At 50.7% G+C, this 19,644-nt stretch carries 13 protein-coding genes and 4 pseudogenes; 12 read left to right on the forward strand and 5 right to left on the reverse strand.

Annotated elements, in window-relative coordinates:
- Positions 1-389: 389 nt before the first annotated feature.
- The 5 genes from C6A77_RS11370 to C6A77_RS11390 all read left to right on the forward strand — a co-directional run bounded on the left by C6A77_RS11370 (position 390) and on the right by C6A77_RS11390 (position 6,616).
- Positions 390-1,370 (forward strand): integrase domain-containing protein, encoded by a 981-nt coding sequence (locus tag C6A77_RS11370; protein ID WP_114169584.1) that lies wholly within the window; start codon positions 390-392, stop codon positions 1,368-1,370.
- Entirely contained in the window at positions 1,367-1,654 is a 288-nt protein-coding gene (locus C6A77_RS11375) for a hypothetical protein (RefSeq protein WP_114169554.1), read from the forward strand. Before C6A77_RS11370 ends, C6A77_RS11375 begins: the two co-directional genes overlap by 4 nt.
- Positions 1,655-2,020: 366 nt before the next feature.
- A complete protein-coding gene (locus C6A77_RS11380; RefSeq protein ID WP_114169555.1) occupies positions 2,021-3,703 on the forward strand; it encodes a hypothetical protein in 1,683 nt (560 codons plus the stop codon).
- Positions 3,700-5,208, forward strand: a complete 1,509-nt coding sequence (locus C6A77_RS11385; protein WP_114169556.1) for a hypothetical protein — start codon at positions 3,700-3,702, stop codon at positions 5,206-5,208. The genes C6A77_RS11380 and C6A77_RS11385 overlap by 4 nt, the downstream gene beginning before the upstream one ends.
- A gap of 79 nt (positions 5,209-5,287) precedes the next feature.
- Positions 5,288-6,616, forward strand: coding sequence for a hypothetical protein (locus tag C6A77_RS11390; RefSeq protein WP_133295874.1), 1,329 nt, complete (start codon positions 5,288-5,290; stop codon positions 6,614-6,616).
- 288 nt (positions 6,617-6,904) lie between these two features.
- Here C6A77_RS11390 and C6A77_RS25300 read toward each other — a convergent pair whose 3' ends face one another.
- From C6A77_RS25300 to C6A77_RS11405, 4 genes are read right to left on the reverse strand one after another with little or no spacing between them, the layout of a single operon-like run.
- A complete protein-coding gene (locus C6A77_RS25300; RefSeq protein ID WP_133295875.1) occupies positions 6,905-7,522 on the reverse strand; it encodes a hypothetical protein in 618 nt (205 codons plus the stop codon).
- Between the two features lie 35 nt (positions 7,523-7,557).
- Entirely contained in the window at positions 7,558-8,037 is a 480-nt protein-coding gene (locus tag C6A77_RS11395) for a hypothetical protein (RefSeq protein WP_114169558.1), read from the reverse strand.
- 54 nt (positions 8,038-8,091) lie between these two features.
- Complete coding sequence (locus C6A77_RS11400) at positions 8,092-10,353, reverse strand: Mov34/MPN/PAD-1 family protein (RefSeq protein ID WP_114169559.1); 2,262 nt, start codon at positions 10,351-10,353, stop codon at positions 8,092-8,094.
- Positions 10,350-11,516: a metallohydrolase gene (locus C6A77_RS11405; RefSeq protein ID WP_114169560.1), complete on the reverse strand. Its 1,167-nt coding sequence runs from the start codon at positions 11,514-11,516 to the stop codon at positions 10,350-10,352. Before C6A77_RS11405 ends, C6A77_RS11400 begins: the two co-directional genes overlap by 4 nt.
- 119 nt (positions 11,517-11,635) lie before the next feature.
- On the opposite strand from C6A77_RS11405, the gene C6A77_RS11410 reads away from it, so the two are divergent.
- Entirely contained in the window at positions 11,636-12,487 is an 852-nt protein-coding gene (locus tag C6A77_RS11410; RefSeq protein ID WP_114169561.1) for a WYL domain-containing protein, read from the forward strand.
- Positions 12,488-12,833: 346 nt separating this feature from the next.
- On the opposite strand, the gene C6A77_RS11415 is transcribed toward C6A77_RS11410, so the two are convergent.
- A complete protein-coding gene (locus C6A77_RS11415; RefSeq protein WP_241507412.1) occupies positions 12,834-14,174 on the reverse strand; it encodes a hypothetical protein in 1,341 nt (446 codons plus the stop codon).
- Between the two features lie 324 nt (positions 14,175-14,498).
- Between C6A77_RS11415 and C6A77_RS11420 the strand changes: the two are divergent.
- The 6 genes and pseudogenes from C6A77_RS11420 (at position 14,499) to C6A77_RS11440 (ending at position 18,976) form a co-directional block, all read left to right on the forward strand.
- Positions 14,499-15,346: pseudogene (locus tag C6A77_RS11420) on the forward strand (IS5 family transposase).
- A gap of 610 nt (positions 15,347-15,956) precedes the next feature.
- Positions 15,957-16,281 (forward strand): annotated as a pseudogene (locus tag C6A77_RS26170) (Fic family protein); the annotation flags it as partial.
- 7 nt (positions 16,282-16,288) lie between these two features.
- Positions 16,289-16,375: pseudogene (locus C6A77_RS26175) on the forward strand (integrase); the annotation flags it as partial.
- Positions 16,372-16,649 (forward strand): annotated as a pseudogene (locus tag C6A77_RS25965) (hypothetical protein). The pseudogenes C6A77_RS26175 and C6A77_RS25965, both read left to right, overlap by 4 nt.
- 226 nt (positions 16,650-16,875) lie before the next feature.
- Positions 16,876-18,153 (forward strand): AAA family ATPase, encoded by a 1,278-nt coding sequence (locus C6A77_RS11435; RefSeq protein WP_114169562.1) that lies wholly within the window; start codon positions 16,876-16,878, stop codon positions 18,151-18,153.
- Positions 18,140-18,976 carry a DUF4435 domain-containing protein gene (locus tag C6A77_RS11440; RefSeq protein ID WP_114169563.1) on the forward strand — a complete coding sequence of 279 codons (837 nt, stop codon included), beginning with the start codon at positions 18,140-18,142 and terminating at the stop codon, positions 18,974-18,976. Before C6A77_RS11435 ends, C6A77_RS11440 begins: the two co-directional genes overlap by 14 nt.
- Positions 18,977-19,644 lie beyond the last annotated feature (668 nt).

Consider the following 19,644-nt stretch of genomic DNA (forward strand, 5'->3'; position numbering starts at 1 on the left):
CTTTGCGGCTACTCCACTCGTGACAATCGGCGTGACAAACGCTGATGTCACCAGCAACAGCGATGTAGATGATGGTGCCGCAGACCACGGAATGGACTGCACCTGACTGACAGTCAGGCATGCCCCGGTCATCGCATTGCTGCGCTCACCCGGCTCAGGATCTTCAGGCGCTGGTTTAGTCAGCCAGCACTGCCTCCACCCGCCCACCGGCAACGGTGTTAAGGAGGCCAGATCATGAGATGCCCTAGCTCCCGGACGTAAGGAGCCGCCAGTCCCGCGTAGAGGACATTCCCCACAGGTCGCAGGGGCCTTGATCCCTGATAACACTCAGCATTCTTGGCGGGATGACGTGGGGCGAGGATCGGAGATCGGAAGATGAGGTGACCGACATGACATTGGTGGGTAGGCGCGATGGCCGTAATTTCGGTTACGGCAGACAATTGAGCTATGCAGGGCCGCAGGCAATGAAAGACATGTTCGGCGCTGGTCACTACGGTACGGTCAAAGCGCACTGTGATCGCTGGCAGGCATTCGTCAAATGGTGCCGCTCCGAACAGGGGCCCGGATTGAATGATGCACGGCAGATTGATCGGAAGGTGTTGGCCGACTATGCGGATCATCTGCGTGAGGTAGTTAGGCGCGGTGACCTCGCCATCAGCACCGCGCAAAATCGGCTATCCAGTGTTAACAGAACCATGGCAGCGCTTCGCGGTGATCAGTACGTGAAATTGCCCAGCCCGAGCAAGGCGTTGGGTATGCAGCGCAGCGGGGTTCGACAGTCGGTGCCGCATGGCCAAGACCGCGCAAAGGTTAAACAGATCGTCGATGCACTTTGTCGCCAACATCAGCTACGGGCCGCCGCAATTGTTCTGTTGGCCCGAGCCGCCGGCATGCGCTTGCGCGAGGCCATCTTGGCTGACCTGCCACGGCTGAGCCGTGAGGCTAACGACCTACGCAGGATCAACATTCAGAACGGCACCAAAGGTGGCCGCGCCGGTGCCTCAGCGCCACGTTGGATTGCGGTGGACGACCATGTTCGAGGTGCCCTTGGGTTTGCGCGGCAGATTTCGCCTGCAGGTAGCCGCAACCTGATTGCGCCACACGAAAGCTACCTGAGCCTTCTGCAACGAATCATCCGCCCTGCGCGAAACATCCTGCATGCACACAACCTCAAAGGATTCCATGAGCTACGAGCGGCATACGCTTGTGAGCGCTATGAGCAAATCGCCCAACACCGTGCGCCTATCAATGGCGGCCACTTATGCCAGGTAGATAGGAACCTTGATCGTGAAGCCCGGAAGCAGATCAGCTACGAGCTGGGGCACGCTCGGGTCGATGTGGTAGCTGCTTACATTGGAGGGCGCGCGTGAGTAAGCCATTCGACATGGAACTGTTCTTGTCTGCGGTGCTGACGGGGTCATACGCAACGCGGCAGCGCCATTTACGTCAAGCAAAGATCATCCAAGCGGAGATAGCAGAACGGTGGCAGCTCGAAACACCTTGGGCCTGGCGGAGAAAACATGTGGCTTGGTTTCTTGAGCATCGCCTGGCTAGACGATGCGAGTCGACTCAGTATTACTACCTGTTGACGGTGCGGCTGCTTGTGGGTCGTTTAGAAAAGCCATGGGTCTTCAAATGCCAAATACGCGATTGATATTCACGACAAACCGCATTCGGGCAAAACTGGCGAGTCCTGAAATCAGTGAAGATGGAAAACGCGCAAAAATTTGGGCTCATCAAATTCCGGCGCATCGCCCATCGAAGCAATCTAGCCACCACTACTCCACTCCCACAGCCTACCCCCATACCGTACACCGGAAATATCCGGCGGTTCGGTCGGAATGTCTCCAGCGTCCGGTTTCCATGCGTACTCACCCTTTGTGTATACATGCCCGTACCCAGGCTACGACCCCAGAAAGGACGCTGTGGCCGACAATCCTGTACCAAAGCTCGATCGAATTTGATAAGTTTCCGAGATAGCAACAAGCCACTACACCCTATTCTTTCACAAGGACGTGCAATGACCAACGTCAACGTTTACCTGCGAGAAAACCTCGCCAACGTTACCAGCAAGATCTCCATCGCACCGAACATCGACGAGAAAAAACTCAACAACGCGGTCAAGGCATTCGGCTTCTCTGGAAGCCCATCAAACGTAGTAGCTCTGCTCGATAACACGCTAATGGGCAGCGGCAAAGATGGCATCCTGTTCACGGGTGAACAGATAATTTATCGCGCCAGCTTTTCAGATCCAATCAGCGTGCCGTATGCATCGATCGCTTCCGCTGCTTACGTCGAGACCTTAACTGGTAGTAAGAAGGACAAAATTGAGGCATCAGTCCTAATTTCTCGACGTGACGCTAGCGATCTGTCAATCACTGCCCTCATCAATTGCGACTACAGAAAATTAGCCGAGACGCTACAGGGATGCATCGACGGCTTTGAAGAGTTCAAGGAAGAACGGCAGCTCGTTCCAATCTCTGAATTGAGCGAACACTTGAAGATGGCCTATGTTCAAGCTGTCATCAACATGGCTTACGACAACGACGACGTAGTCGATGACAAAGAATTCGCTGAGATACTTCAGTTGATGACGCGCTTGGATCTGAGCCCTGATACGCGGTTCACGCTAAGGGCCTATATGGCTTCCAGCAGCGCGCAGATCCCTCTGGCGACTCTGGTTGAGCAAATCAATACTCAGAGTCCAGCTGGTCAGATCAAGGCTCTGCACATCTCTCTGGTGAAAGACCTGATCAATCTGTTCTACAGCACTGGCGGCCGCGACGTCGCTAGTTTCGCTTTTCTTCAGAAAAATCGTGCTCTGCTGCAGGTTAGCGACGAAGAGATTGAGCTGGCGATCTCGGCCATCAAAAACGATCACGACATGCTTCGCGATGACATGACTGATGACCAGATCGTCTCTGCTCTAAAGTTGTTGTCAGCGAAAGCAGCCGCCGTGGGCACGCCATTGGCTGCCGTGTATTTATCCGGCTCCGTGGTCGGCATGTCTGCTGCTGGATTGACTTCGGGGCTTGCCAGCCTAGGCATGGGCGGTTTGCTCGGCATGTCAGGCATGATGACCGGGATCGGGGTCGCAGTGCTGATCGGTGTCGGCGCTTACGCAGGTGTTAGAAAGCTCACAGGTGCGAACGAGATAAACCGCTCTAAACGCCGCGAGCTGATGCTCAACGAGGTCATCAAGCAAACCCAACTGACCATATCTCTCGTCATGAAGGACATCAACTTCATCACTGGCAAACTGAATGAGTACATTCAGGCTCATGGTGCACAGGACGAAAAAATCAAAAAGCTCATGGGGCTAATGGTTCAGATGACGAGTGCCGGAACAGTGCTGACCGATAAATCCAGCTCTGCCCAGGCCAGCGCTAACAAGCTTCGCTGCGCTCAGTATCTCGATGAGGGCAAACTCAAGGCACTGACGCGCGAACCTACCAAAGCTGAACTCTATGACTTCATTTTCGGCTTCTATGAAGAACGAGAAATCGTTGCAGCCAGCAAGGATGAGGATAAGCAAATAGTCACCAAGCTTGTAATCAAGTCCGGCAGAAGTAGCCAAGAGCTGGAAAGCTTGGCCAGAGCATTTGAGGCCATCGGATACTTCAACGTCAGCGACGTCCTCAAGGGAACCGCAGCCGACGTTGCAGGCAAAGCCCGTGACAAGCTGAGCGGTCTGTTCTCATGACCCAGAAACGCCTACTGGATGATCAAGCGCAGGCGATGCTGATTCAGCAACACCAGCTCGATCAGACAAATCAGCATCTCGACAAAATGCTCGGGTCGCTTGATGCCATGGCTCAGGATCAGCGCAGCAATGATGCTCTTTTGGATAGCCTCATAGCTCAAGCTGAAAGTATCGTTGACGGGCAGACCATCGAGTTCGTGATGGATGATTGTGTTGAAGTGGTCTTTGACGATTACCTCGTAGAAGCATCGTCAACCTATGAACCAACACTACAGCCGCTGGAAATGCTCGACACTGTCGACGCTGATCCAACAGCCGGCTGGGCTTCTTATCTCACCCAGTTGGATGACTATGCAGCGAGGCAAGGCATTGAGCCTACCGAGGACCCCTTCCGTCACCTGATGACGGATACCCAGCGTATCGCGCTGGAGAAGCGCATCAAGGAAGACTTCTCGCTTAAAGCTGCTAACTGCGACAAATACGACTACATGATTGCGGGGACCTGCGGCCTCATAGGTGGGCTCGTAGACGTATTTTTTGTAGGGGTGCCAGGCAAAGGAGCGCTTGGCAAATGGGCAGACACGCAGACCGATAATGCAGTACAGCGCTTTGCCAAATTGAATGGATGGAGTCGCAAGGGCAAGGAAGGCGACGGCACGGCGAGCGCAATCGGCTTCTTAGAAAGGAAATTCAAGATCAACTATGACCACGCTACCACGCATGCAACCGGTGGTGCGGTAAAAAACATGTCGATGAGCAATCATCACGTTAAAAGCTTGGGGCATTCGCCTGACCTGGTCGGTCTATTTTTCTCAATTCTAGATCAGTTCACCAGCACAGCTCACTTCGTAGACAAGGGAAAGCTGATCTCTATCAACACTGAGACATTTGAGCTTAGCGGCAGCAACCTGATGGCGAAGATTTTCGCAGGGTTCATGAACTGGCTCGGCCATCTGTTTTCAGATATGGCAGGATCATCAGGCGGCCGCGGGGGCGTAAGTGGCGGACGAGGCTCTGGCATTCCAATTCCTTTCTACTCGCTACTCCAGTTCGTTAACGTTGGTTCATTCGGACAGCATCGTCAGACCTTTTCGACCATCGCAGTGAAGGTTTTTGAGTCTGGTTACGACATGCGGCATGGCCTCGCGATAGCCATCCCGGTTCTTATCACAGAGCTGTTTACCCGGATGATGTGGGTGATCAAACGCCGGTTCTATCATGGCCAAGATTGGCGTAACTGCATCCCGTCAGCCAATAACCCAGAACTACGCCGGATGTTGCTCATCGGCCACGGCTCATTGTGTTTAGTAGACGTGGCTGACGCAGGATTACGTTCGGGTGGGAACATCGTCGCCTTCCTGATGCGCAGTAATATGATCGCTTGGGTTCGATTTGGAACAGTTGCGATTAAGGAAGTCAAGGCGATCTACATGGCAGGTTCTATCGACGCAGATGCGGTGGATGCATATCTCGACGCTGAGTATTCAAGAATGCTAGCCACTTGAGGTTTGTGAAGAGCGCATGAATTGACCCTGATTTCGTGGAATTGTTTTCTAGGTTTAGTTCTTATTAAAGGAAGGAATAATGTTAAGGAATAGTGATTTCAATGAGTTCTCATCTTTAAGAAGGGTTTTCATTAAAGGCGAAATTGAAAAACACAAACTGAATAATTTCTTGACCCGCGCTAACCTTAAGATCATGGCAGATGATGACTGCTTACTTTTCCTTGATGATAGCTTTTTAGGGCTATGGGGTGAAGGGGTTCTTTTTACAAAAAATTATCTTGTGTATAACCTTCTTGGCGAGAGTGGGCATATTCCTTTCTTCAGGATTTCAAGTATAGAATTTGTAGAGTCAGACATAATAATAAATTCATCGACAGGCTTGACTTTTAGAAAAATATCGTTTGAGGTGGTGTGCGATATATTTAGGGTTGTATATTCTTGCTTGAAAAGAAATGACGCCTCTCTGATTGATGTTATTAATCATGCACATGGAGGGTCTATCCTCGTCAATTACTCATCCAATGACTCGGTTGTGGCGTTTGCCTCGTTCGTTCAAATGAATGCCAACAAAGAGACAATTGTGGAGCTAATGGGGGAAGATAACTTCAAAGACAAAGAGAGCATTCGGAAATACATTGCATCTGATGAGAATCTTAAGAATCTAGCAGAGCGGCTCGTAGATATACCTGAGCTAGAGGAAAGCGTAGCTAAAGAAACTGCGAATTATTTTTATTCGGCATTCAAGTATTACTCATTATTTTTGTATGATCAAATAAATTATTACAAGGATGACTTGGCTAGATCCGAAGCGCGTGAGCTGGAGTTGCAGCGAAAGAAAGAGCTTGCCGTAAAGAATGCAGAGTTCAGAAATATAGAAAAAGCGCCAAGCATATGTTTATTTTCTAACGTGTTTTCGATCAAGGGTGAACCTACCTCCGATTTTATAGATGCCTTTCTGTCCGTAGTCAATGGGTATTCTAGAAAATTCAAAATGAATGAGCCTGAATATTGGTTTGTTTTCAATGCTCATCTTGACTTTTATTTCTACATACTTGCAACTGAGGAGGTTCTTCAAAAGCCTGGCACGAACCAAATATTTATTGCTCCTTTCGTATTTTTACTTGAGGGCAACAAAGGAAGGGTTAAGGAATTATCTGGCTTGATGAATGATGAGGCAATCAAGGAATCTATAGTTTACATTTCGCTTCTAATGATGAATCAAAGGAGTGGTAAAAAAGAAGATAATTTTAATTTGCTGTATAGGAAAATTTTGCTTTGTAACAAAGAAATATCGGAAGGTGAGTTTATGCAAAGCTTGAGTGCCATCCGGGAAAATACTAAGAAGCTGATTATTGAGGTCTTTCGACCTGATATAGAACGTTCTTCTGAAATAAATAAATTGTTCTGATAGGGTTGGATAGTGAATTAAATCCTGATCCTGGCTATTTTCAGATGGCTTGATTCACGACTGTGGGGAATACCAAACGAACCAGAGCTGTCGTCAATCCCTATTTATCATCACAAACTTTCAGTGACATTCCCAACCACTATCGGCTGATTCAGCTCATGCCACTGTCCGCTTCGGGTCGATACCTGCCGGTCAAAACGGACCCGTGCGCTGGCCACATCCGATGCAAATGGCTGGTCAAGTCGAATGCAAACAGGTGGTCAAGTGGGATACAAACGCTTGATCAAGTCAGGTGCAACGTCCCAAATTCAGTACCGTCAGTGAATACATTCCGCCAATTCGCTCCAAATAGTCTTCACCGACCAACTGAGGGTGATACTGCATTTCAACTGGCATGTCATCCGGATGCAAGAGGCACATTTTTCCAACGCAGTCTGGCGTACCTGTCAGAATTCCATATGTTGTACCGAACGTTATATCAATGATTTCATGACTTGGTAGCGTGAGCCAGGCATGCAGGTCCAAGCTTGGAGATGTTATTCCGTTGTCCAGCAACTCCTTGAGTTGCTGGACATCGCTATGGAATACCTTGCCATGGTTGTACTCAACATAGCCCAATGTATATACGAGAGGTATCTGTAGCGCGTGTTCGAGTGGTGCTTTCAGCGCCGCGGTGATGGTGAAGCACTGCTGAGAAACCTCTTCAGCACGAAGCGGTGACAAGGCGTCTGTCACCACTTGTTGGAAGATCTGGCACCTGTCCTCGTTCACAAAGCGTTCGGGTGATCGGCAGAATAGTGTTTCTGGCAGCCCCCATGCAGTTGTTCGTTTCAGCGCTTGATCGAATCGTTGCTCATAGCTGTAATGGGAGGCTTTTCCCATCCACTGCCCTATCCATGAAAGCACCGGAAGCTCCTTCTACATATGGAGTAGATTTAACCTTATGGCGTCTGCGGTGGCTGTGGCCCAGTACGGGGTTCGGATGCACGAGACTTTTCGATTCCCCAAACCGCTTTAGCAACTTCCTCGATTTTGGCGAAAAACTTATCAACGTTGAAGCCAGCGATGAACGCCAGGGCGAAGAAACCGATCTCACTGGCATTTTCTTTAGAGCTTGACTCAAGTACCAGCAGGCCTGCCTTCAAGAACAGGTAGCTTATGGCGCCCGCCACCATACTGGTGATGGGGCGGATGAAGTACCACGCATACCAGTCTGGATCCCAGCGTTTGTGAACGCACTTGTTGAGGTAAAGAGCCCGGAGGCAGTACTGGCAACCACCCACACAAGCTATTGCGGCGCACATGAGTGGCACCCTGATTACCTCATAAGGCAGAGAGAGCCAGCCCAGTTCCATGGCGCTGATTGAATAGGTCGCTCCGAATAGCAGGAGCAGCAGGTAAAGAAAAATGACGTACAGCATAGTTGGAAATTGCTCCTTGGATAGGCTGATCCCGGGGAACTGGTAAATGACGATCTACGCTACGGGCGGTACACCTAGGGTAAAACTGATCGAGTCCTCTGCGACAATCACCATGAGCATCGGCAAGCCGTCATTCGACATTCTGTCCGTGAGACTAGCAAGGAGGGCTCGATCATCCGCACTTGGATTGGATGGATACCCTGATGGGTGTGAGTGCCATTCGCCGATATAGTCCACGAGGTTCGCAGTACGCTGATGGCATCGCTCCAGGATTTCCTGCTGGCCCTCTTTACCTCGAATGAAGTGACAAGCGCTCGCTTCGCTGTCCAGTGGCGCAGTCAGAGCATCGACAACTAGAATTTCCATATTTTTAGTGTCGGTAACGCCAAGGAGCATGCCGCCGGTTTCGCGCGGTAATCCTTCGCGTCGATACTGAGTAAACTTGGCAACCAACCCCCGGTCGTAAATGATCTTCCAGCCTTGAGTGTCAACCGAGCAGGAGGCCTGCAGTTCTAGTTCCATATGCGTGACGGCATCGCTCTCATCATTGACTACCCACACGCATGCTCGAGCCTCCGTAGATTGCAGGCTGCGTCTTAACTGCCTGGCCAGAATTCCTGCATGCAGGTGAATACGCTCAGGTGCTAGCTTGACTGAGATATCTCGGCAGCCTCCCCCAACCCAGATGTCGCCATGGTGGTTTGCCAAGTGTTCCTCACCCCATTCACTGTTGAGAATGGCTCGGTAGTACTGCGCTTCGATGGCCTTGCTCCGCAAATCTCTTTGCTGGTCCTCAAGGAGCAGAACACATCCGTTTCCTGATGGTGTGATAAACAGAGTTGCCAGGCGAGGACAGTCTGGGCGGTTGGAGAGTTCGCGAGGTACGCCTAATGTCGTCGTCACGTCCACAAGCACATCGGCGTTCGAGAGGACCTGGACTAGCGCGCTTTCGTCATCGGTGACGCTGGCATGAATAGCAACCGGTGGAGGTGAATCAGGGAAGATACTGATCACGTGTGCTCGGACGACTTCTGCTTTGGCCAAGCCCAGGTTGGCGTCGACCGCGATGTGGCGACTCAAGTTATGCGGCAGCACCCTGTCGGGGTCGACATAGGTCCATGACCCCCATGCCTCTCTGGCCCATATATCCGCAAGTAAGCTGCCGAGAGCACCAACGCCAGCCAGAACACCGCGGAAGTCTGCGGTCTCTGAATCAATACCGGATAATTTTTGGGAAAACTTACTGTCCAGACAACGCCGGATTTCAATGAGCTTGACAGGCAAGCTCCTCCATTTCTCCGATTGCTCTGGGAATGATTTTCCTATCAATGTCGTCAGGTAGGATTTCTCACCAATTTCCTGAACCGGAAAGTCGAGCATGTTAGCCAGCTCAGCCGGGTTTTTTAGGGCGAGATAACCTAGGACGTCATGGCGATCAAAAACCCCCTGCCGGGTTCTTGGGATGCCGATCAAGATCACCAGCCCGGTAATGGCTGAAAGCGTACTTGTGAGTACGCCGGAGCCATCCCCAAAAGCGTTTTTCACGCTGTCAGCCAGTGGCGTGACCAAATCGCTTCCCCATAAAACGAGGCGGTCATGTATCTGACCGAGGGTCTGAGGCGGCGCGACCACCTCATGGGATTCTAGTGACGCCACCTCGATCGGTAGGAGTTGGAAACGTCCTTTGGAGGCAGGGTTGTGCAGTGGGCTGGTTAACGGCACCGCTCGAAGAATGCCGTGCTGGCCATCGATCGAATGGATTGCCAGCTTTTTATCCTGGCCGGCGGCGTATTGAAGGGAGTCAGCGGGCAGAAACAGCTGGTACGGACTCATGTAAAAAAGCTGCTCCAACGGTTGATCAGGCCGGTGTAGCTGTCCAATTGCTGATTGCCTCAGCCACCAGAAAATTCGCTGCAAAAACTTCGGTGCAGTCCAGGTCCGCTCAGTTGTACTCCAGTCAACGTTGTACAAGCACAGGGACTTAGGTTCGTTGTCCAAGGTGTGGTTCAGGTGCGAAAGGCTCGGAAAGTCTTTGCGCAGTGCCAGCACTTCGACAGGGGCGGTAGTAGAGTCCGAAACCCTGATTGCTAGTCGTTCATTACGTTTGATGCCGGATGGGCTAGCGTGCTCGATCGTCGCGTCGCCGGCATCTATCACAATGAGCTCTGTAAGGCGTGGCTGCTGCGAGAGCCTCAGCTCAACCACCTCAACGAAGGGATTCGCTTCACAAGCATTCAAAAGCGCCCGAGTCTGGGGGAAATTTGGGGTGTAGTCATTGAGGCACACCCGTTCCCCGGGCTCGAAGTACTCTGTCATTGCTTACCCGCCCTCGGCGCTGCAGCTGCCGCGACACTCAAACCGGCGGCCAACGCTCCGACCACAACACGCACCAGTTTTCCGTTGGGTTGAATCTCGAGCTCGGTCTCGTTCCCAGCTTTGTCGTCGCCGGTGCAGAGGAACGCACCATCTACCGACCGCAGGATAGACTTGTACTCAGTTTTCGCGCGGATGCAGGGAGGATCATTGTCATCATCAACAATCTTGGCGCTACTGGAGACAATGGTGGCGCCGTCCAAAGCTTGGCTCAGGGCCTCGCGTGCACCCTCGCATACCTTGGCCTCATCTTGCTTGTCCGACCAGCTGTCATAGGACAGTGACCGCCACGAGCAGTGGTGAGGGGCCTGCAAAAGGTCGTACTCCAGTACTTCCGGTTCGTTTTTGTAGTTGTCCCACATACGTTCCCAGATCACTACACCAGCGTCTCCTCCACTAAGGAATTTCACGTGGTTGGCCGACCCTTTAGCGGCAAAGATCTTCATGCGCAGGATGACGCTTGAGTTGTTCTTGGACAGCTTCTCTTCAAGCTCGTCGTCCTGGCGCGGTGCCGGAGCGAGGAGGATGGCGGAGAACAGGCTAGAGAATGACTCACCGCCAATGCGGTCCAGTGTTTCCCCCGTCTTGATCAAAATTTCCTGCAAGTCGTCGGTTTTGTTGCCTTCATCCTCGCCGAGGATGAGCAGGCGGTTGCCAGGACCAGCGGTGCGATTCGCCTTCCAGTGCTTCACTCGCCGGCGTACCTCGGTGGCGAAGTCCTTAGCATCCTGGCAAAGCACATGATTATTTTTCTCATGACGTCGGAAAACCATGGGGGACGACCAGATCTCCCTGATTATGATGCGCCGCTCAGATGCCTTTTTGTCGTCGTCTGGATAGTCCTCGGGGCGCCCAAGCCAGAAATGCTTCTGCAAGCCCAGAATGTGGTCTTGGTCGGGGTGACTGAGCAGAAAAACATCCACGAAAGGGCGATTCTTGGCGTCGTATTGCAGGCGTTTGCGCAACTGCGCAGCGACGTCTGGAGTGTCGTCAGCAGGTTTCCGGATCTTAATGTCAATCAGAATGGTCGTAACCCTAGTGTCCGCGAGGCGGATCAGTGTCATGTCCCCGTTAGCAACGGGGAAAAACGTAATCTTTGCACCCAAGAGAGACCTCCGATTTTGGTAGTTGGATCCAATGCGAAGGATGCTAAGCCTAAAAACTAGACCCGTCTAGATACTGGACGTATAATTTTTAATCGTGTGATGGGATGAAGGTAAGCAAAATGAGCCAGAAGGCACTGCGAACGGGCCGTTGGGGCCAAGAACGCCGCCTCGAATTTATCGATTTTCGGTTGATGTGGGAGGGACGGCTGAACCGTGCCGACCTTATCGGCTTCTTCCAAATCTCTACTCCCCAAGCCTCGCTGGATTTGGCCCGGTATATCGAGTTGGCTCCAGATAACCTGGTCTACGATCGAACGGCTAAAGCCTATCTGGCCACGGCAGGCTTCGAACCAATTCTCTGTCGCCGGGACAGCGACACCTTTCTCAAAGAATTGTTTGGGCGCCAATCAGGTTCGCTGAGTCCGAGCGAAAGTTTTATCGGATGGTCCCCTGAAGCCGACATTGTGCCGTTTCCCAACCGCCATGTTCCTACTCCAGTACTCATACATTTACTTAGAGCATTAAGAAACAAATGCGCAGTAGAGGTTGGCTACCAATCTATGGCGCATCCCGAACCAACAGAAAGGACAATATACCCAAGCGCTTTCGGGTTCGATGGATTCAGATGGCACTTACGTGCTTACTGCTTCAGATCCGCCATGTATAAAGATTTTGTTTTAGGCAGAATTCGCACCATCGCTGAAGCCGAAGACGATATACAGAACGTTCCGCCAGACATAGAGTGGAATAAGTTTGTTGACTTGGTTATTTCGCCAAACCCCAATTACTCGGAACCGCGTCGGCTAGCCATAGAACATGATTACAACATGGTGAGTGGGGAGATAAAAATCCGCACACGGATAGCATTGCGCCAATACGTTGAAAGGCGCCTGGGCTTGAGTAAATGGGATGAGGCTATAACTGACCAGCATCAGATTGTATTGGTGAGAGTGGAAGAAGTCGCTGAATGAATAAAATCTGGAATTTCAGCCATTTATACCTAAATTTGGATTCTTGCCCTCCAATATAAGAATTCAACTTAATCTGGTACACAGAACCTATTGATCCATAGCAACTAGCGGCCGATGGAACGGCCCAGTGTGTCACCAGGCTGTATAGATATCTACGGCCCACCGTTCCCAAATCTCATAACGTGCATTCGTGATTAGTAGTACGCGCTGAGGGGGGAGTGGGTGCTGGGCAGATCAGCTGAGTTGGAGGTTTTGGCTGTCTGTATGATCCCCAAAATTCTTGATGTAAAGCCCGAGTCTTGGAGTAACAAGGGCTTTGTCTTTTTGAGAAACTCAAGGTCACTCGTTACGGCCACTCCCAGGAGAGTACTTCGGCGAGCGCTCGGACTGGCTTTATGGTCTCACGATAGTAAGAGGCGAAGTCGTTGTCGACGATGTAAAAATCTCCCGCTTTACGACAAGTAGATTCAACTGGCCAATGCGGATGGCGAAATTTTTTATGCTCCGGGTTCGCTGGTGCAATGAACAGCGGCCTATCACAAAGGTTAGCGATAAGTTCCCGCAGTCGGTCCATATTGGAGTCGTAGCTGTTTCGCGAGCCATGATGGGGGAGCACAAACACCGAGGTCAGCGCTGTTTCGGCATGGTAATGCCGCAGGAATTCTTTCATTTTTTCCGGCGTAGAAAAATCTGCATCACCAGTGGTGATCCAGCCGACTTCGCGATTGTGTGCTAACAACAGCTTCTCGTTGCGCAGGGCCCGCTGTCCTTGGTGGACCGTTCGTGAGAACTGTTCGGGCCAAGTGTCGGTACCGCGTTGAGCTGGTCCTGAGTAAACGCACATCGATGCATCATTATAGTCTTCCAGTGATTGGCTAAGAGAATACAGCGTAGTGAGCACCTCTTTGCAACTTAGCCCTGGCGTATTCCGAATTTTATGAGCCAGTCTTCGCAACGGCTCCTGTCGAGTGTCCGTCTTGCTCAACCCGGCCCCCAAGATCTTCCTGATCTGAGGGGCATCTGCGTGCGAAACTTTGCGCGACAATTCGACTTCAAGCGCGGAGGCGAAAGAGCTCCATTGTGCTTGGGTCATCTTTTGGTTGGCTTGATTGACCACGGCCTTCAAACCGGCAAAGAGTGGTAGGCTCCAGATGACGCGCGCTTCCTCGGGATAGATCCATTCGCGTGAATAGAACCGAAAGAGCCAGTCAACATTTCTCATGTTCAGCGACTGCGAACAAGAGAAAATTTGACCGCCTTCTCTTGCTCGTTTTAACGCTTCGAAGGCGTCATCTGTGAGCTGGTCCCTCAACACATTCGTTGAGTCCGGGCCCAAATCTCTTTCACCAGGCTGCTCCGGAGACCCTGTGCCTACCAGCACCACCGGACCGAAGTCACCTCCGTAAAGGCGCCCGCCTATACGAATGACGTTGGCTATGTCCTCGTCGGCTAACTCTTCACCACTGAGTTTCAACGTCATCCATAGCAGATAGCTACGAATCTCTGCATGGGGTAAAAACACCGAGTCGAAGCTCACCCCAGCAGCATGTAGCTCCTCGATACCATTGATATGGTCCTGATCGAAATGACTGATGGCCAATATGTCGTGTCGGCGTTGCCCTTGAGCAAATTCATCAATCAGCACGGCGCGGTGCGCCGCAGTGGCTCCACCACAGTCGATGACCATGCTCAGCTTGCTCCCTCTTCGGCGGATTGCAGTGGCGTGGAAGCTACCTTGGCCGATTGGGTATTGAGTTCTGTCTACTTGAAAAAAAGTCACCATTTCTCCTTGGTTTTTGAGCGTGCCGCACGATGAGCCGAGGATGGCATAAAATTTATCAATACGGTCGTACGCAACTGAAGATGCAACGGCTTTGCAAAGGGATTGAGGGGGGCGCAAAGGCAGAGACTCTCGGACTAGGCTCTGTACGAAATCCTTTGAAATTCCGCCAACGCCCCAACCCGCCTGAGTTTCCGTAGAGTTCTGAGCTTTTTAGCGCAGGGCTCTGCCATGCCCAAACAGCGATACGAAATCTCCGACGCCGACTGGGAGTTGGTCGCCGATCTCTTCAATACACCCCGCCGCACCGGACGCCCACCAGCCGATGATCGAGTGATGCTCAACGGTGTGTTCTTGGTGCTGCGCGACCTGGCGTGACATGCCTGAGCGATACGGTCCTTGGTCCACGATTTATAAGCGGTTTCGAGACTGGCGAAACCAGGGCACCTTCAACAAGATGCTCAGGCGGATGCACGTCAAGCTCAACGCACAAGGGCTGATCAATCTGGATACCTGGTGCATCGATTCAACGGCAGTCAAAGCAACCCGGGCCTCCTCTGGAGCAGGAAAAAAGGGGGGAGGAAGAACCAGCGGACCACGCACTTGGGCGAAGTCGGGCAGGGCTAACGACGAAAATTCATATGGTCTGCGACGCCCGCGGTGTGCCACTGCATTTCACCTTGTCCGGCGGACAGGCCAGCGATATCTCGCATGCTCAGCCTCTACTTGATGGAGTTCAGGTGCACACAGGCTGGGGCAGACCTCGCAAGCGATGCCGAAAGCTCATGGAAGACAAGGGTTACGACGCTGAAGCACTCAGGCAGTACTGCGACCGCTATCGCATGCAGCCTGTCATCCCTTACCGAGCCATGAAGCGCAAGCCGAAGCCAGGTCTGCCGCGGCTATTCGACAAGCCCAAGTACAGGGAGCGGAACTTCATCGAGCGCCTGTTTGGCTGGTTGAAGGAGCACTGCCGCCTGTCGACCCGCTACTGTAAGCTCGCAACAAGTTATGCGGCGATGGTCACATTGGCCTGCTGCCGGCGGTGTCTACGACACTACTTTTCGTACAGTGCCTAGCAGTCGCGAGCTCCATTTTAGCGATTGCCAAACCCCGTGTTGGTCGAGCGCAAAGGAGACGCCATATATTTGAAAAATCTTAGTTTTTTAGACAACTACGAACCGCGTCTTGTGGCCCTTAGCAGTCCGCCCCGATGGGCCGCTAAGGGTCGATAGCTGCCTTTCCCCAGAAGAGCCTGAGCCTGGTTTTGGCGATTGGGTAGCCGTCCTCCATCACCCTGTCATGCCATTTCGCAGTGGTCGGGATCCTGAAAATATGCTGGGGATAATTTTAGAGATAAAGAGTTGTACCCTTAAGAATAATACCCATTGAATTCAGGACATTTCGTGTTGATACGATTCCTGTCTCCCGCACCAGAATCCATTGGCCTTTGGCGATTTATCGCTGACTGGCAGCAAGAGAAAGCCCGCCTAGTGCGGGTTTTTTTGTGTCTGGATTTTCACGGCGGGGCTGTGGTTTTTTCACTTCGCGGCGTGCCGTTTTCCATTTAGGGTTGCCGGATTTTTTAGATAATAGTTATCTGTCGTTTAGGTTTCGGCCAATGTTTACGGGGTGAAAGCCGGGATTTTTCTAGATAATGGTTTCGTCATTTAGAGATAAATTTTTGAAATGCCCCCAATTACTCCTCACGATTTTCAGCTGCTGAACCCACCCTTCGACTCGTCGCTGGTTGATCTACTGGCCGAACTGGAATTTTTCCGCAGACTGAGGCTGGAGGGCGACACCCCACCTTAGGTGTTCGTTTAGCTGAAAACTCTTTTTCCGCACCCTGAAAAGCTTGGCGTCGGCCAAGATCGAGGGCAACCACACCGCACTGGCCGACTTACATCGACAGCAGCTCGAAGGGAAAGCCGGCAGCACACACCGGTTGCCGAAAATTGCCTACATCGAGACCGCCATGGATTACCTGAAAGAGGTGATCAAGCCCGGTGCAGTCTAAGCTTGATCAAGAGACCAGGAGGAAGATCAGCTATGAGCTGGGGCACGGTAGAATCGATGTGGTCGCTGCCTATGGTGGTCGAGCATGAGCAAACCATTTGACATGGAGCTGTTCTTGATTGCAGTGCTGACGGGCTCGAATGCAACGAGGCAGCGCTATTTTAGGCCGGCGAAGCTTATCCAAGCTGAATCGCAAAGCGCTGGCAGTTAGAGACGCCTTGGGCTTGGCGGAAAAAAAATTTGGTATGGTTTCTTTAGCAGCGCCTAACTGGACGACCCGAGGCTACAAGATATTACTACCTGTTGACCGTGAGACTGCTTGCTTGTCGCTTGGGAAAGCCATGTGGCTTCGGTGCCAGGTGAAGAAATAATGGACGAACTTAGGCGTTCCGAAGCAGATGGCCGCCTCGTGGATACGTTTCTCTCTGCCAAGGAGTTGAAAAAAGCTGGCAGAACAGGAATGTGAGGCTTTAGCTCAACAGAGGCTTTCAAGGCAAGAAGCAGGTGTAGTACATTTCCGTGATGGCATTGGGCCTGCTTGTCGTGTCTGAGTGATGTCGGGGAAGACCATAAATAAGTCGGAGCTATAATGTACACTGTCAGGGAAGTTAAAATAGATAATTTTTGGCATAGACTGGATGCCAAATGCACATTTAATGACGATGTAAACATCATCATTGGACGTAACGGCACTGGCAAAACTACCTTCATGAATATGCTGCACGCTGCTTTGACGGTAGATTTGGAAGAGTTGGCTGAGAATGATTTTACCACCATTACTATTAAACTTGTTAATGGCAGTAAGAGTCGATTAATTCGAGTGACAAAAAGTGATGGTCCGAGTTTTAATTTTCATTCCATTGATTATAAGATTTCAAATAGGCGGCATTCCCTTAGGGCTATCGCTAGTAGCGACGAAGTCCGCGTGCCAATGGGGTTCAAGAAACGAATCCTAGAAGAGGCAGCAGCTGTGCGTAGCTGTCTTGCTGAACTTATCAGTTTGTCGTCCCTCTCAGTATATCGGCTTAAAAGCTCGGAAGATTATGAAATCAAGGACCGAGCAGGTAGGCGGCTGATATCGCCTATTGACTTCCGGCTTATGCAATTAAGGGCGGATATAACAAAATATCAGTACGAACTATCTGTTAAGGCGCGCGAGATTTCGTCGACTCTACAAAAAGACGTGCTGGCGTCAATCCTTTTTACCGAAAGTTCCACAAGCTCCCGAAGAGTGCCAGCAAATTTTGAAAAAGATAAAGAGCAACGGAAGCTCGTTAATGCTTATACAAGGCTTGGAGCTAGCGATACAAATACTCAGAAAAAGATTTCTTCGCATATAGCGGCTGTTGACGAAGCTTTTAAGGTTTTCTATACGCATAATGCCAAGGATATGAAAGATAAGCACTTCACTGCCATTGAGTCGTTCTTGAGGACTCAAAATATTGTAGAGATGTCCCTCATGGCAGAAGAGAAGACGCTTGATATATATAGCGAGATGAATCAGTTCACGTCTACGCTAAAAGAATTCATTCCGGATAAAAGCTTTAGTATAAGCTCTGGCGAGCTGAAAGTTAGCAGTACTGAGGGCGACAGCGAAGAAATCCCAATAGCTAAACTTTCTTCCGGGGAGAAGCAATTAATAATCCTTCTGGCAGAAGCCTTGCTTCAGAGAGGAAGGCATTATGTTTATCTCGCAGATGAACCTGAACTCTCATTGCACATAGACTGGCAGAGGAAAATTATCCCTGCTATTAAGAAACTCAATCAAAATGCTCAAATAATTGCAGCTACTCACTCGCCGGAGGTGGCTTCAAAATATCGCGATAATATCATTGATATGAAGGGTGTCATCAATGGCCGGGCTTGAATATTCGGATGAGGCCTTGAATGTTCGGGCGGCATTTTTTGGCCAAAATCGTATGCTTTATGTTGAAGGTGATGATGACGTCATCTTCTGGGAGTCCATTCTAAGCGCCTTCGGAAAAGACGGATATAAAGTAGAGTCTGTGGGCGGAGTTGAAGAGCTGAAGAAAAAGATTATCAAAATTGCTAATCGCGATATTGATTCGGCTGCGGCCAGGGACTCGGACTTTAATAAGCTGGACTTGAGCTATGTTGCCGTTCCAGATGTTGTTGTGACGTATGGACACTCAATCGAAAATACACTGATCACATCACCTGGGCTTGTTCATCTTGCAAGGGTGTACGGTCGGGTCCCAGTCGGTACGATATCGGAGGTGGATTTCGACGATTGGATGGAAGGTTTGGAGAACAGTTTTGAAGATTTAATCTTCTATGATGCAGCTAATCAAATTAATGGAATTGGAGAGTCAGTACTTTCGGACAATTGTACGAGGTTTATGACTAGTCAGAAGTCGTGCTCCCCATGTGATGCCAAGATCGGGGCAGAACTAGTGAAACATGCAGCTAACCTTAATTTGCATACTCATATGACTGCAACAAAAGCCGTGTTTGCAGCGACTGGGCATAGAGCTCTTGATTTTATGCGAGGTCACTTTCTCGCTACAGCTGCAATGAAGAAGGTGAATCGGGTGCTTGCTGGGAACGGCGCGAGTAAATCTGTTAACAATGACAGCTTTACGAGTAGCCTTATGTTGGGTTTTGGTAGCGTATTCAATAATCTACATCCGCACTATGAGTATTATAGTGTTGAGGTGGCGAACATCTAGGGTGTGGTTGCGCTTTAGGTTTTGCTATTCTCAATGGTTCTTTTCACATAAGTATGATCTCTTTGCATATGGATGTGCTTGAGATTTGCTTTGTATTAATAAGGCCTGCTTCTTAGTTGGTCTGTGCATGGCCAATCGCTTTTGCATTTACCATTGTTTTTCTAGGAGTATAGCGTTTCGTTAGCTGGAAAATAGACTGAGGATAACTTTTGGGTAAGGACTTTTGCCGTGATGGACAAATATGAATAAATTCAGAGCTTTGAGCGCTGATACGATTCCTTTCTCCGCACCAGAGTCAGTTGTAGCGAGTTTTCGCTGTCTGGCATCAAGCAAATGCCCGCTTTCTGCGGGGCTTTTTTGTACCTGTTTTTTTCACGACGGGGGACTGTGGCTTTTTAGGTAATGGTTTCGTCGTTTAGAGATGATTTTGAAACGCCCGGTTTACTTATCACGTTTCGCAGCGTCTTAACCCACCCTTCGCTCGCTGATTGAGGTACCGGCCGCACTGGCGTTGCTACGCAGGCTAAGGCTGGCGGACGACAGCGAAGCTCGCGTTCGCTTTGCCCCCAATTGGTAAACAACCATATTCCCACAAAGCGCGCAGCCCTTTCGTACCCTTGGAAACTTGCGAAACCAACCCCTAGGGAATAAAGTCCCCCCGTCGCCGA

Origin of the sequence: Pseudomonas sp. AFG_SD02_1510_Pfu_092, assembly GCF_003331055.1 — a bacterium.
Classification (GTDB): domain Bacteria; phylum Pseudomonadota; class Gammaproteobacteria; order Pseudomonadales; family Pseudomonadaceae; genus Aquipseudomonas.

Bases quoted from the DNA above. Each gene is read 5' to 3' on its own strand.
- C6A77_RS11370 (WP_114169584.1), top strand. From the start codon at position 390: ATGACATTGGTGGGTAGGCGCGATGGCCGTAATTTCGGTTACGGCAGA.
- C6A77_RS11380 (WP_114169555.1), top strand. From the start codon at position 2,021: ATGACCAACGTCAACGTTTACCTGCGAGAAAACCTCGCCAACGTTACC.
- C6A77_RS11385 (WP_114169556.1), top strand. From the start codon at position 3,700: ATGACCCAGAAACGCCTACTGGATGATCAAGCGCAGGCGATGCTGATT.
- C6A77_RS11390 (WP_133295874.1), top strand. From the start codon at position 5,288: ATGTTAAGGAATAGTGATTTCAATGAGTTCTCATCTTTAAGAAGGGTT.
- C6A77_RS11395 (WP_114169558.1), bottom strand. From the start codon at position 8,037: ATGCTGTACGTCATTTTTCTTTACCTGCTGCTCCTGCTATTCGGAGCG.
- C6A77_RS11400 (WP_114169559.1), bottom strand. From the start codon at position 10,353: ATGACAGAGTACTTCGAGCCCGGGGAACGGGTGTGCCTCAATGACTAC.
- C6A77_RS11410 (WP_114169561.1), top strand. From the start codon at position 11,636: ATGAGCCAGAAGGCACTGCGAACGGGCCGTTGGGGCCAAGAACGCCGC.
- C6A77_RS11415 (WP_241507412.1), bottom strand. From the start codon at position 14,174: ATGGTCATCGACTGTGGTGGAGCCACTGCGGCGCACCGCGCCGTGCTG.
- C6A77_RS11435 (WP_114169562.1), top strand. From the start codon at position 16,876: ATGTACACTGTCAGGGAAGTTAAAATAGATAATTTTTGGCATAGACTG.
- C6A77_RS11440 (WP_114169563.1), top strand. From the start codon at position 18,140: ATGGCCGGGCTTGAATATTCGGATGAGGCCTTGAATGTTCGGGCGGCA.